We start from the raw sequence: 13,529 nt of genomic DNA, 5'->3' as shown, positions 1-13,529 counted from the left end.
GCCATGGCTGCGCGGCCCCGATCCTGTGCACGACAGGTCCTGTCGGCGCCCGGCACGAGAGCGGGTCCCCTTGTCCGGCTGAAAACACGGCCCGCACGGGCCGCGGCAGTCACCGGCCGCGAAGTGCCCGGTCCCTCGGGGAAGGCCGCGAGGTCAGGCCGGGTTGATGTTCTCGGCCTGCGGGCCCTTTTGGCCCTGGGTGACGTCGAACGTCACGGCCTGGCCCTCCTGGAGCTCGCGAAAGCCCGAGGAGTTGATCGCGGAGTAGTGCGCGAAGACGTCCGGGCCGCCCCCGTCCTGGGCGATGAAGCCGAAGCCCTTCTCCGCGTTGAACCACTTCACGGTTCCCGTAGCCATAGTCATGCCTTCCAGTCGATGAACGCCTCCCACTCCCTGTGGAAGGCAGAGGTGATCGCCCTGGTTCCTGCGGCACAGCACAGCAAAACGCCCACACCAAGGCGTGGGCAAAGGGGAACTCCGAACCACGACAGCTGACGCAGACGCTACACGGCCGCACACCGCGTCACCACTGGAACGATCACGCCGCAGACCGGGACCGTGCGGGCGGTGTCCACCGATACCGGCCGGCACGCTCCTCTCATGCCGCGGCCGGGGGGTTGGGTGATCCGGCAGCTCGGCGGTGCTCGGCGTTGATGCGCTGGGCTTCTTCGAGCTGGTCTTCGAGGATGACGATGCGGCAGGCGGCCTCGATAGGGGTGCCGTGGTCGACGAGTTCCCGGGCGCGGGCCGCGATGCGCAGCTGGTAGCGGGAGTAGCGGCGGTGGCCGCCCTTGGAGCGGAGCGGGGTGATCAGGCGGGCTTCGCCGATGGCGCGCAGGAAGCCCTGGGTGGTGCCGAGTATCTCGGCGGCCCGGCCCATGGTGTAGGCGGGGTAGTCGTCGTCGTCGAGACGGCCGAACGAGTCGTCTGCGGTCATTGCACCTCTCTGTGGAACGCGTGGAGGGGCCCTGGTGCCATTGGCACCAGGGCCCCGAAGGAACTGCTACACCATCTGCCGGCCCTGGTGTTGCGCCGGCCTTCTGTGTCCGCTGACCCGACGGGAACTTCGCTGTCGGGGGTGCGGGGATCGCGGTTGCTTGACCGGAGACCACCTCACTATCGATGTCCTGCGGTACCCGGGTTCAAGGCTTCCACCCGGGCGATCCTGATGGCGCTGAAGTCCTCCGTTCTTCCCTCTGGGATCAATCACTTACCTACTGCTGGTACTGCTCTCCTACGTACTGCTGGTGATGCGAACTGCTCCGTGGCCCGTGACAGCGCCACTCTTCGGCAGCCAGCCCCGTCGCCCGTCCTGCGTCTGCTCTGGCTTGGAACCCCACTGCCGAACCTCCCGGTGCGCGCGCCCGCAGCCGACGCCTTCACCGAGGTACTGCTCACTGACTTCACTGCTGAGTACTGCGCACTGCACTTACAGGTACTGCCACCGCGTTGACCGCGGCCCTGCTCACGGCGGCCCCTGATCACTGCGGGCCACCCGGTCCGGTCGTCAGTCCCGTCGCCGTCCTACGACAACCCTGGCTTCGGAACTCCACCACCGCACCGTCCTGCGCACTGCACCTGCGTGTACTGCTGCCCGGCAGTTCGTCTCTGCCGGGCCTTGCTCGATCTCGGCTACAAGAGAAACCATAACCACACCACAACTCAATGTCTACTCTGGCGGGCATAGATTTCTGCGCGCTCGAACATGAGGTAACTTTCCTCGTCCGGTCTCTTGATGGCCGGAGCAGCCCCAAAGCTCAGGTCCGGCGCTCGGAGTGACCCACAGCCGCGCAGCCCGTCGGGCTTCCCGGAGTGCCGCCGACTGCGCCACGGTTACCGTCGACAGGTGCCGGCCACCGCTGGGCATTCATGCTTTCGGCCGTATCTACCGACAGGCCGGCCGGTGACGGGCCTGGCACGAGGGCCTGCGTCGGTCTTGACGGGCGTGGCCCGATGACCGAGCAGCTCGTGGAAGCGGTGCACGCCGGTGCTGGTGCCACGATTCGCGGACTGGCGCTCCTGCTGCCGAGTCAGCGCCACAACGGGGATCTGCTTCCTCAACCCGCGGGTACTCTCCCGTGTTCGCCCGGCTGCCCGTGCTCGCCCGACCGGTGGCGTCGCCTCGGATGGACCGCCTGATCGAACCCGGCGCGGGCCCCGACTCGATCAGGCATGGGTCGGCACCTTGACACAGGCGGGACGCGGGAGCTTGCCGTCACACGTCGACCGTGGTCGTCGGTTTCTCCGGCAAGCACTGCGGCTCTGCCGGCCCTTCAGGAGACGTCCAGCAGCTCGTAACGGCGCCCTAGGGGCAGAACGCCGCGGGTACGACTACTCCCCCCGCTGACCGCCTGAGGGTCTGCGTCAGCGGGGGGCGCCCCACCGGGTCGGCGAATGGGCCGCCACGGCCGCACGCTCCCTTGAGGACCCACTCGCCGAGATCGCGCCTGGTCGGCAGTGAAGCCCTGGGACAGCGCTCGACGGGCGTCGACTGAGCGTCAAAGAATCCGCGGAGACAGCCCGTTGCCGGCCGGCTGCGGCGATGGCTCAACCTGACCGTGCAGGTCAGGGCACCTCAACAGCCAAGCTGTCCTACTCGACCCGTTGTCTGTGTGGAAACAGGTCGAGTAGACCGACGACTTAGGAAAACTGCAGGTCAGAGGAGTTTCTTAGTCGGTTCCAGAATCGCCACGCACTCCACGTGATGCGTCATCGGAAAGACGCCACAGCGTGCGCTGCAACGAAAACCGCAGGTCATGACCATTCTTCGCCCCTCACTTCCCACGATTCAAGGCTCGGAGCGTCAAACGAGCGTCATGCCTCCAGCGCATTGATCCTCCGCTCACGGCGCGGTACCGACAGGACTGCCTCTTTCCCCGAGATCCCGGCCGGACCGCCGGCCGGGGTGCGCGGCGATCATGCCCCGCCCCTCGCGTCGATGTCTCGACCCGCCTCTCTGTCAGCGGTCATGGCATCGACCACATGCCTCAGTTGGGAGCGCACGGTGATGCCCAGCTTGGGAAACGCCCGGTAGAGGTGCGAGCTGACGGTACGCGGGGACAGATACAGCTTCTCGGCCACCTCACGGTTGGTCAGTCCGAGCGCCGCCAGCCGCACGATCTGCTGCTGCTGCGGGGTGAGGCCGGCGAAGGCGTCCGGTTTCGTGGTGCCGCTCTGGGCACCTGCGGCCCTGAGTTCGGACTGGGCCCGCGCCACCCAGGGCTGCGCGGCCAGCCGCCGGAAGACGGCCTCGGCGTCGACCAGTGGCGGACGGGCATCGGAGATACGGCGGCGGCGGCGCAGCCACTCCCCGTACGCGAGCAGCGCCTGGCCACGCTCGAAAGGCCGGCGGGCGAGCGCGGGAGTCTCCAGAGCCGCCGTGAAGTGGTGCTCGGCCTCCTCGGCGGGGGCGAGCACCGCCCGGCTCAGACGGACCAGCGCGGCCCTGCGCGGCGCCAGCGCGCCCGCGTCCGCCAGGGACCGCTCGACTCCGTCCACGATCCGGGTGGCCTCCTCGCGACGGCCGACCCGGGCCGCGGCAGCCGCCAGCTCGGACAACGCCGGGTAGGAGAGGTGGTAGTGCGTGGGGTTGCCCCGGTCGTCGAAGAGCACACGGTAGTGCTGGTGGGCGGTCTCGTGATCGCCTTCCACGGTGGCGGCGGTGCCCAGCGCGCGGTGGGCGAGAACGAGGACAGAACGGCTCTCCCGCGGGTCGACGAGCGAGAGGGCGTACCGCGCCCGGGCGTGGGCCCCGGCCACGTCACCGCGCAGCGCGCACAGCAGCGCCTCCGTCGCGGCGGCACAGGCCGCGGCATGATCGAGACCGACCGACGACGCGACGGCCGCGAGTTCGGCGCAGGCCGTCTGCGCACGGGCCCACCGGCCCTGTTCCAGATAGGCGAGGGCGGCTACCCCGCCGAGGCCGTCCGGCAGCGGTCCCTGCGAGGTCCACGAGGCGAGCGCCGCGTCGTACGTACGCGCGGCCAGTTCCGTCTCGTCCAGCAGCCAGGCCGCGGCGGCGAGCAGGATCAGCGTCTGCGGTTCCTCTCGCGCGACCGCGGCCAGGGCGGGCAGCCGCAGGGCGAAGCGCGCGTCGGCGGCGTCCGGATGCGCGACGACCCCGGCCCAGCCCGCCAGGAGCGTCTCCCGCTCTCCGAGCCGGTGGCCGGGGGGCGCCGAGGCCAGGGGCAGCAGGCGTTCGATCTCGTACAACTGGGCCGCGTCACCGGAGTAGAAGCGCACCACAGCGGCGGCGGCCAGGGCCTCCGACGCCGCCGCGGGATCGGTTTCGGCCAGGGCGGCGGCGGGGCGCATCAGTTGTCCGAAGGCGGCGTTGTGCGAGCTGGTCAGTGTCATGAGCCGGCCGACCTGGAGGGCGGCGAGGGCCGCGGCCGTCGGGTCGTCGGTGCCGGCGCGGGTGCGTGCGGCCAGCCGTTCGACGGAGTCGAGCCTGCCGGTCAGGACCGCCGCACTGGTCGCGGCGGCCAGCAGCCGGGTGCTCTCGCCCCGGTCGGGGTGCAGGTCCGCGGCCCGTTCCAGCATGTGGGCGGCAGCCGCGTAGCCACTGCGGTGACGTGCCCGGTCCGCGCTGCCTTCAAGGTGGGCCGAGACCGCCGCGCTCAGCCCGGAGGTAGCGGCGGCAAGGTGCCAGGCGTGCCGGTCGGGATCCTGGTCGCCGAACAGCTCGGCCAGCCCCAGGTGCGCCGCGCGCCGCTCCTCGGCGGGGGCCGTGTGGTAGATCGCGAGGCGGGAGAGCGGGTGGTCGCAGCGCAGTCGTCCCCCGCTTCGCCGGACGAGTCCGGCCTCCTCGGCGGGCGCCCACACCGGATCGCCGATGTCGGGAAGCCAGGACAGCACGGTGTGCGACGGGTCCTCGTTGTCGACGGTGGCCAGGCGCACCACCGCGCGGCGCGTCTCGGCGGGCAGTGCGGCCAGACGGTCGGCGTAGACCCGCCCCAGCCGTTCGGTGACCGGAAGCGGGCCGTAGATCGTGCGGGACGTGCTGTCGTGGTCGCCGACGGCCCGGGCCAGTTCCACCAGGGCGAGGGGGTTGCCCTCGGCCTGGTCGAGGATGGACGCCCGGGTGAGTCCGGCGGGCACCCGCGGTTGGAGGTCCAGCAGCCGTTCCGCCGCGCCGCGGTCGAGGGGCTCCAGGGTGAGGGTCGGTTCCTGAGCGGCGAGCCCGCGCAACGTGGGGTCCCTGGTGGCGACCAGCAGCGTCACCGGTTCGTCGGCCAGACGCCGGGCGACGAAGGAGAGAGCCTCCAGCGAGGCGCGGTCGGCCCACTGGGCGCCGTCCACGACCACCAGCAGCGGACGCTCGGCGGCGAGGTCCGACAGCATGGTGAGGACCGCTGTCCCGATGAGCATCGGGTCCGGCGCCTCGCTTCGCTCCGCCACTCCGAAAGCGACGTGCAGCGCCCCGCGCTGCCTGAGGGGCAGGGCGTCGATCCGCCCGCGGACCGGACGTAGCAGCTGGTGCAGCCCCGAGAACGCCAGGTGGGTCTCGGACTGGCTGCTGTCGGCCTCGAGTACCCGGCCGCCGTCCGCGGCGAAGCGCGCCACGACCGCCTCCACCAGGGTGGTCTTGCCCGCTCCGAACTCTCCCACCACGGTCAGCAGAGCGTCCACCGGCCTCGTCACGGGCTCCGCCGCACGCGGCGCGGTCACCGCTGCGACCAGCCTGTCCAACTCGGCTCCCCTGACCACGGCGGTGCCGCTGCGGCCGCAGGCGGTCGTCACTGTGTACTCGTCCACCGGTTCTCCAGACGTGGCGGAACCTTCCAGGGCTCAACGCCTCCGATCACCGCATCCCGCGCATCGACGCTGCCAGGGCGTTCTCGGTGTACCCCGGGTGCAGTCACATGACGGACGGCGCCTGCGGTCGGCGCCCCGGGCCCTGCGGCCCGCCGTGGACGTGAAACCCCATGCGGCCGGCCTACTGCTCCCCACCGCCTCGCTCACCACGCGCCTGCCCGTCCGCACCGCGGACGGCCCCGGGCCCGCCCCCGGAGAAGTGCAGTCACGTGTCCGATACCCCCGAGGCACCGCATGCTCGCAGGCTGGAAGACGTCCGAACCCTCGAAGGAGAACAATGTCCCCTCTTACCTCCCCGTCCTCCGAGACCGGGACGCCGACGGTGAGCACCATCGAACTCGGTGATGTGCGGATCCACCGCGTCATGGAGTACTCCGACACCACTCCGATGACGACGGATGTCTTCTTCCCCGGCAGCAAGCCCGAGGAGTGGCAGCGGCACACCGAGATGCTGGCGCCCCACCACTGGGAGCCGGACACCGATCTCACCCGCGTCGCCACCCAGTCCTGGGTGCTGCGCAGCGAGGGCAGGATCATCCTGATCGACACCGGCGCGGGTAACGGCAAGTACCGCCCGCTGCAACCGATCTGGTCCTATCTGAACACCGACTACCTGGCGAATCTCGCCGCTGTCGGCCTGCGGCCCGAAGACGTCGACATCGTCGTCAACACCCACCTGCACGACGACCACGTCGGCTGGAACACCCGGCTCGAAGGCCGCGACTGGGTCCCCACCTTCCCCAACGCGACCTACCTCATGCCGCAGCGTGACTTCGAGTACTGGAGGCCCGAGAACCTCCACAACACGGTATTCGGGCGGGGCAACCAGAACGTCTACGAGGACAGCATCGACCCGGTCGTCGAGGCCGGTCTGGTGGAGACCTGGGACGAGTCGTACACCATCGACTCCCACCTCCGCCTCGAACCGGCACCCGGCCACACCCCCGGCGCCTCGATCATCCACCTGGAGTCCGGGGGCGACCGCGCGATCTTCGCCGGCGACCTCCTGCACGGCGCGATCCAGGTGCACGAGCCGCACATCAACAGCTGCTTCGAAGAGGACGAGGACGGTGCTCGCGCCAGCCGTGCACGCATGTTCGCGCACGCCGCGGACAACAACGCCCTCGTGCTCCCGGCGCACCTGCCCGGACACGGTGCCTTCGAAATGCGCCGCCGGGGTTCGGGCTTCGAGCTGACCAACTGGGCGCCGTTCTCCCGCACCTGATCCGACCGCCCGTCCAAGGAGGAACCTCCATCCGTTGACCTTGCGTGGGTATCCCCGGCTTCAGCCGGGGAGGGAAACGCATCCTTGCCCCGCAGGCGCGAAGCGCCGGAGTTCGCTGCGTCTGTGGGGTGACGGTCAGGCGGGCCGCTTCTGGCCCTCGATGTACTGGCGGACCACGGTCAACGGTGCGCCACCGCAGGAACCGGCGAAGTAGGAGCGGGACCAGAAAACGGATCCCATGCCGAGGCGGTTGATCCGGCCGGTGTACTCCGCCCGCAGGTAGCGGGAGCTGACGCCCTTGAGTGAGTTGATCAGCTTCGACAGGGCGATTTTCGGCGGGTAGTGCACCAGTAGATGCACGTGATCAGCCTCGCCGTTGAACTCCCGCAGATCGGCTTCGAACTTGCCGCACACCTCCCGCATGATCTCTTCGCACCTTTTGAGCATGGCGTCATCGAACACGCCACGCCGGTACTTCGTGACGAACACCAAGTGAGCATGGAGGTTGTAGGTGACGTGGCGGCCGGTACGGATATCGGGATTTGGTTCCCAGCGTGGTGACATACACCAACGGTAGTATGCTCTTCGAGTCGACCAGGAAGGGGGTGGGCCGGATGATCCGTGCGTACAAGTTCCTTATGCGGCCCACCATGGGCCAGGCGATCGCGCTGACCGAGATGCTTCGGGATCACTGCTCGCTCTACAACGGAGCGTTGCAAGAACGCCGCGATGCCTACCGGCACACCTCTAAAACATCGATCAAGTACGGTCAGCAGTCCGCTCAGCTCAAGGAAATCCGGGCCTTCGATCCGGAGCGTCAGGGGCGTTGGTCGTTCTCTTCGCAGCAGGCGACCTTGCGTCGCCTCGACAAGGCATTCGCCGCGTTCTTCCGCCGCATCAAGGCCGGAGAGAAGCCCGGCTATCCCCGGTTTAGGGGTGTGAACTGGTTCGACACCGTGGACTTCCCCAGGGACGGCGACGGCTGCCGCTGGGACTCCACCCCGCACGACCCCGTCACCCGCGTCCGCTTCCAAGGTGTCGGGCACGTCAAGGTCAACCAGCACCGCGCCGTGGTCGGCAAGGTCAAGACCGTGTCGGTCAGGCGCGAGGGACGCAAGTGGTTCGTCGTACTCACCGCCGAGCAGGAGCAGGCCGAACTGCTTCCGGCGACCGGGGCCGTGGTCGGCATCGACCTGGGCATAGCCAACTTCCTCGCCGACTCCAACGGTGGATTCGTGGAGAACCCCCGCCACGGACGCCGCGCAGCCGCGAAGCTGGTGGCCGCGCAGCGGGCTCTCGCCCGGTTCCCGCGAGTTTGCCGCGACAAGCGCACCAAGAACCACCAGCGGGCCGTGGACAAGGTCGCCGAACTGCACGGCAAGGTCCGCCGCCAGCGACTCGACCACGCGCACAAGACCGCCCTCGGCCTGGTCCGTGAACACGACCTGATCGCGCACGAAGACCTCAAGATCCGCAACATGAGCAAGGCCCCCGAGCCAAAGCCCGACCCCAACACTCCAGGCAGCTTTCTACCCAACGGGGCGAGCGCGAAGACCGGACTCAACCGTTCGATCAACGATGCCGGATGGGGGGTGTTCCTCGCGATCCTGAACGCCAAGGCTGAAAGCGCCGGACGGGAAGTGATTGCCGTGGACCCCCGCAGCACCTCGCGGCGGTGTCCCGAATGCGGGCACACCGCCAAGGAGAACCGGCCCACACAGGAGAAGTTCCACTGCGTCTCGTGCGGCCACTCAGCGCACGCGGACACGGTGGGAGCCCTGAACGTCCTACGGGCCGGGCTGGTCCGTCGCGAAGCCGCACCGGCATAGCGAGAAGCTCCCTCGTTTACGAGGGGGAGGAGTCACTTCTTAGGTATCCGTAAGAGCGCGGTCCCCAGCGACGCTCTAATCCTGGCCTCAGGTTGATCGGGGAAAATGAGCGGCAAAAACATCGACTGGAAGGGGGCGGGCCGGCGTGCGGATCATGATCGCGGATGATGACGTGGCCATCCGTGAGTCGCTGGAGCGGGTGCTCCAGGTCGAGGGTTACGACACGAGCACCGTCGCCAACGGTCTCGCCGTGCTCGACGGGGTCGGTGGGGCCAGCGGTGACACGCTGGATCTGCTGCTCCTCGACGTGATGATGCCCCACCTCGGCGGGTTGGAGACCTGCCGGCGGTTGCGGGCCGCGGGTCGGGATCTGCCGGTGCTGATGCTGACCGCCCGTGACCAGGTCTCCGACCGGGTCGCGGGGCTGGACGCGGGCGCCGACGACTACCTGCCCAAGCCGTTCGCCACCGAGGAGTTGCTGGCCCGGGTGCGGGCCCTGCTGCGCCGGCGCACGCCGACCGACGAGGAGTCGCAGATCCTGTCGTTCGCCGACGTCCGGCTCGATCCCGACAGGTTCGAGGCGTGGCGGGGCGGGCGGCCGCTGCACCTGACCCGGACCGAGTTCTCCCTCCTGCAGGTCCTCGTGAGGAACGCGACCCGGGTCTTGACCCGCGACGTGCTGTTCGAGGCGATCTGGGGCTTCGGCATGAGCTCCACTGCCAACAACCTCCAGGTATACGTGAGCTACCTGCGCCGCAAGATGGAGGCCGAGGGTGAGCCGCGATTGATCTACACGCTGCGCGGCCTGGGATACACATTGCGGGAGACTCCTCCGTGAGCAGGCCCGCCGGCCGGGAACCGCGCCGGCTGACCCGATGGTGGCGCCGGCGGTCCCTGCGGACCAGGCTGACGGTGATCGCGGCGACGGCCATCGCGGTCAGCGTGTTCGCGGCCTTCCAGGTGGCCAGCGAGCTACTGGACTGGGAGCTGCAGGACACCGCCGAGAATCAGCTACGCGCCGACTCCCGCGTCCTGGCGACGAACGCGGAGCGCGCCGGTCTGGCACAGGTCCAGCTACCGCCGTATCCCGGATCCGGTCGGCTGGTGCGGGTCATCCTGCCCGACGGCTCGATCCGGACGCCGGCCGGCCAACCCGCGCTGCCCCCGGTCAGCGAGCACGCCGGGCGCGTGGCGCAGGGCGCGTCGGCCGACCTGATGGAGTCGAACGACAGCGACGACGACGGCTACCTCATCTACACGCTGCGGGCGGGCGACGGCGCGGTCCAGGTGGCCCGCGTCGTCGACGACAGCCCGATCAACCGGTTCGGGTTTGGCATGCTGCTGATCGGGCTGCTCTGCGTGGTCGGCGGCGCCCTTGTCGGGCGGACCGTGGCGCGGACCGGGCTGACACCGATCGACCGGCTGACCGCCGCCGCGGTACGTGTCGCGCACACCCAGGATCTCGACGCCGACATCCCGGATGAGGGCGGTGGGGAGATCCGGCGGCTGATCCAGTCGATCAACGACATGCTCGCCGCGCTCCGGAACTCCCGGCGGGCCCAGCGGCTGCTCGCCGAGGACGCCGCCCACGAGCTCAAGACCCCCCTCACCAGCCTGCGCCTCAACGTCGAGCTGCTGATCCGGCTCGATCGGCGCGGCACCCTGGACAGCGCACTGCCGACGGAGAGCCGGACCCGGCTGCTCAACGATCTCGGCGCCCAGGTGGCCGAGTTGAGCACCCTTGCCGCCGAGCTGACCGACCTGGCGCGCGGTGCCGTCAGCGACGAGAGCACCGAGGTGCTCGACCTCGCCGACGTGGTGGTGGCCGCCGCGACCCGGGCGCGTTCCCGCGTGCCCGACATCGAGGTCGCGCTCGACGTGACCTCTGTGTGGGTGAGCGGGCGTCCCGCTGCGCTCGAGCGGGCGGTGCTCAACCTCATCGACAACGCCGGCAAGTGGTCCCCCGCGAACCAGCCGGTCCAGGTCCGGCTCCGTGCCGAGGGCGCGTCGGCGGTGCTCGAGGTCGACGACGCCGGGCCGGGCATCGACGCCGCCGACGTACCGCGGGTGTTCGACCGGTTCTACCGTGCCGACAGCGCCCGGGCGTTGCCGGGATCCGGTCTGGGGCTGTCGATCGTGCAGCGGGTCGTCGACGCCCACGGCGGCCGGGCCACCGTCGCCCGCTCCGCACGCGGTGGCGCGCTGCTTCGGGTCGACCTTCCGGCCGCGGCCCCGCCCGCCCCGATCGCGCGGCTCACCGCCGGGAAGGACACCGAGGTGCGCTGACCCGCCCCGGCGGCGCGGTGCAGGACAAGGGACGGCGGCCCTCGGGCATGGCCCCGCGCGGCTCACCGCCGGGGCAGGACACCGCGATGCGCCGACCCCAGCCCCGGCGGCGCGGCGCAGGACCAAAGGCCGGCGACCGTCGGGCCCATGAAAATCCGGGACGGGCCTGGGGCCCGTCCCGGAACTCGTCCGTGCCGCCGCGCTCACCGTTGCAGCGCGGGCTCCTCGTCGTCGGCGAGCGGCTGTTGACCGCCCGGCAGCTCCGCCGCTGGACGGGACAGCCGGCTCGGCCACCACATCCGCCGGCCGATCAGCAAGGTGAGGGCGGGCACCAGGACCGACCGCACCAGCAGGGCGTCGAGCAGCACGCCGAAGGCCACCAGGAACCCGACCTCGATCAGCATCACCAGCGGAAGTGTGACGAGGACCGCGAACGTGGCCGCCAGGACCAGGCCTGCCGAGGTGATGACGCCACCGGTGGCCGAGAGGGCTCTGAGCATGCCCTCTCTGGTGCCGAGACGCACGGTCTCCTCCCGGGCCCGGCTGGCCAGGAAGATGTTGTAGTCGATGCCGAGCGCCACCAGGAACAGGAATGCCAGCAGCGGCACCGAAGAGTCGATACCCTTGAACCCGAGGATCGTGTCGAAGACGAACACGCTGCCGCCGAAGGCTGCGGCGAATGAGACGATCACGGTGGACATCAGGACCAGCGGGGCCAGGACCGCGCGCAGCAGCAGCCCGAGGACGATCAGGACGACGACGAGCACCAGCGGGATCACCAGCTTCTCGTCGCGCTTGGTGGTCACCTCGGTGTCGAGGTTCTCCGCACTCGGCCCGCCGACGATCGCCTCCGCCCCGCTCACCGCGTGCACGGCGGTGCGCACCCGCTTGATCGTGTCGTACTCTGCGACGGTGTCCGGCGCGTCCTTCGGGAACACGGAGATGTTGGCCCAGCCACCGCTGGTCTGCTCCGGGATGGCCAGGGCCACACCGCGAGTGTCCTTGACGATGTCGAGCACCCGCTCCTGGTGCGCCGGCCGCGTGAAGATCGTCATCGGCTGGCCGCCGAGCTCCGGGAAGTGCTGGCGGAGAACGGTGAAGCCGGTGACCGACTCCGGCGCGGACAGGAACTGGTCCTGCTCCCGCAGGGCGCCGGTGTTGCCCGCCAGCCCGAGGGCGAGCACGCCGAGGACTCCGAGCGAGCCGAGCGTCGCCACCCACCTGCGGCGGCTGATAGCGGTGCCGAGCCGTCCCCACAGCCCCGGCTTCTCCTCCACGGCCGTGCTGAACCGCGGGATGGCCGGCCAGAAGATCCGCCTGCCGAGCACCACGAGCACCGCCGGGAACAGCGTCAGCATGGCCACCAGCGCGCACAAGATGCCGGCCGCACCGATCGGGCCCAACCCGCTGGTGCTGTTCAGGTCCGCGACGAGCAGGCAGAGCAGGCCGGCGACCACGGTGGCCGCGGACGCGACGATGGCCGGCGCCGCGCCGCGTAGCGCGTGGACCATCGCGACCCGAACGTTCTCATGGTGGTGCAGTGCCTCCCGATATCGAGCGATGAGCAACAGCGCGTAGTCAGTGCCGACGCCGAACACCAGGATCGTCAGCAGCGCCGAGTTCTGGTCGTTGACCACGATGCCGAAGCCCTTGACGAGCAGGTAGACGGTCCCCATCGAGGTCAGTGCGGCCGCGCCAACGGCCACCAGCGGGATGATCCACAACACCGGGCTGCGGTAGGTGAGGATGAGCAGGAGCGTGACGACGACGATGGTGGTGAGGAGGACCTGCACGTCGATGCCGTCGAAGACGGCATCCATGTCGCCGTCGATCGCGCCCGGGCCGGTCACGTCGAGTTCCAGGCCGGAGGGGCGGTCCTTCGCGGCGTCACGCAACGGGCCGACGATCTCCTCCGGTGCGCCGTAGGCCGTGCTCACCTCGAGGGTGAACATCATCGCCTTGCGGTCGGTGGAGAGGCTCGCCGGTGAGCCCTCGTCGTCCTCGCCGGCCGCCGCCGTCGCCTTCGGCGGGTACCGCTTGGCAAGGGTGTCGTAGTGGCGCTCGACCGTCGCGCGGTCGGCGTCGGTCATGCCGCCGGCGCGGTGGTACACGAAGACGAACGTGTTGTTGTCACCGCCGGGGAGACTGTCGTCCAGCGCCGCCACCTTGGTGGACTCGGCACTGGCCGGCAGGGTGTCTACGGCGCTGTCGGTGGTGACCGAGCTCAACTTTCCGCTCAGCGGCACCATGCCCGCCGCCAGCACCAGCCACAAGCCAATCACCAACCATGGCACCCACCGGCCTGCCAACCGACCGGCCGGCGCTTGCCCGGACGGCGCTGCGTTGACTGCCATCACTAGCCTCCTACATAC

General features: G+C 69.9%; 9 protein-coding genes. 4 read left to right on the top strand and 5 right to left on the bottom strand.

The annotated features are described in order from the left end of the window. Window positions 1-153: 153 nt before the first annotated feature. From OHB56_RS31220 to OHB56_RS31210, 3 genes are all read right to left on the bottom strand, one after another. A complete protein-coding gene (locus OHB56_RS31220; RefSeq protein ID WP_019072426.1) occupies window positions 154-357 on the bottom strand; it encodes a cold-shock protein in 204 nt (67 codons plus the stop codon). 241 nt (window positions 358-598) lie between these two features. Further along, window positions 599-937 (bottom strand): MerR family transcriptional regulator, encoded by a 339-nt coding sequence (locus tag OHB56_RS31215; RefSeq protein WP_406356859.1) that lies wholly within the window; start codon window positions 935-937, stop codon window positions 599-601. A 1,979-nt stretch (window positions 938-2,916) separates the two neighbouring features. Then, window positions 2,917-5,757, bottom strand: a complete 2,841-nt coding sequence (locus OHB56_RS31210; protein ID WP_406356857.1) for an AAA family ATPase — start codon at window positions 5,755-5,757, stop codon at window positions 2,917-2,919. A gap of 337 nt (window positions 5,758-6,094) precedes the next feature. Between OHB56_RS31210 and OHB56_RS31205 the strand changes: the two genes are divergently transcribed. After that, window positions 6,095-7,042 (top strand): MBL fold metallo-hydrolase, encoded by a 948-nt coding sequence (locus tag OHB56_RS31205; protein WP_406356855.1) that lies wholly within the window; start codon window positions 6,095-6,097, stop codon window positions 7,040-7,042. Between the two features lie 135 nt (window positions 7,043-7,177). Here OHB56_RS31205 and tnpA read toward each other — a convergent pair whose 3' ends face one another. Beyond that, a complete protein-coding gene (gene tnpA, locus OHB56_RS31200) occupies window positions 7,178-7,606 on the bottom strand; it encodes an IS200/IS605 family transposase (protein WP_326750947.1) in 429 nt (142 codons plus the stop codon). A 50-nt stretch (window positions 7,607-7,656) separates the two neighbouring features. On the opposite strand from tnpA, the gene OHB56_RS31195 reads away from it, so the two are divergent. From OHB56_RS31195 to OHB56_RS31185, 3 genes are all read left to right on the top strand, one after another. Beyond that, a complete protein-coding gene (locus tag OHB56_RS31195) occupies window positions 7,657-8,871 on the top strand; it encodes an RNA-guided endonuclease InsQ/TnpB family protein (RefSeq protein ID WP_406359246.1) in 1,215 nt (404 codons plus the stop codon). A 145-nt stretch (window positions 8,872-9,016) separates the two neighbouring features. Then, window positions 9,017-9,709, top strand: a complete 693-nt coding sequence (locus OHB56_RS31190; RefSeq protein ID WP_055592052.1) for a response regulator transcription factor — start codon at window positions 9,017-9,019, stop codon at window positions 9,707-9,709. Continuing rightward, complete coding sequence (locus OHB56_RS31185; RefSeq protein ID WP_055592051.1) at window positions 9,706-11,157, top strand: HAMP domain-containing sensor histidine kinase; 1,452 nt, start codon at window positions 9,706-9,708, stop codon at window positions 11,155-11,157. Before OHB56_RS31190 ends, OHB56_RS31185 begins: the two co-directional genes overlap by 4 nt. Window positions 11,158-11,360: 203 nt before the next feature. Here OHB56_RS31185 and OHB56_RS31180 read toward each other — a convergent pair whose 3' ends face one another. Next, window positions 11,361-13,511 (bottom strand): MMPL family transporter, encoded by a 2,151-nt coding sequence (locus OHB56_RS31180; protein WP_380999376.1) that lies wholly within the window; start codon window positions 13,509-13,511, stop codon window positions 11,361-11,363. Window positions 13,512-13,529 lie beyond the last annotated feature (18 nt).

The organism is Streptomyces sp. NBC_01635 (assembly GCF_045209715.1).
In the GTDB taxonomy this organism is placed as follows: Bacteria; Actinomycetota; Actinomycetes; order Streptomycetales; family Streptomycetaceae; genus Streptomyces; species Streptomyces hirsutus.
This window is presented reverse-complemented; position numbering and strand designations above follow the sequence as displayed.

Bases quoted from the DNA above. Each gene is read 5' to 3' on its own strand.
- OHB56_RS31220 (WP_019072426.1), bottom strand. From the start codon at position 357: ATGGCTACGGGAACCGTGAAGTGGTTCAACGCGGAGAAGGGCTTCGGC.
- OHB56_RS31215 (WP_406356859.1), bottom strand. From the start codon at position 937: ATGACCGCAGACGACTCGTTCGGCCGTCTCGACGACGACGACTACCCC.
- OHB56_RS31205 (WP_406356855.1), top strand. From the start codon at position 6,095: ATGTCCCCTCTTACCTCCCCGTCCTCCGAGACCGGGACGCCGACGGTG.
- tnpA (WP_326750947.1), bottom strand. From the start codon at position 7,606: ATGTCACCACGCTGGGAACCAAATCCCGATATCCGTACCGGCCGCCAC.
- OHB56_RS31195 (WP_406359246.1), top strand. From the start codon at position 7,657: ATGATCCGTGCGTACAAGTTCCTTATGCGGCCCACCATGGGCCAGGCG.
- OHB56_RS31180 (WP_380999376.1), bottom strand. From the start codon at position 13,511: ATGGCAGTCAACGCAGCGCCGTCCGGGCAAGCGCCGGCCGGTCGGTTG.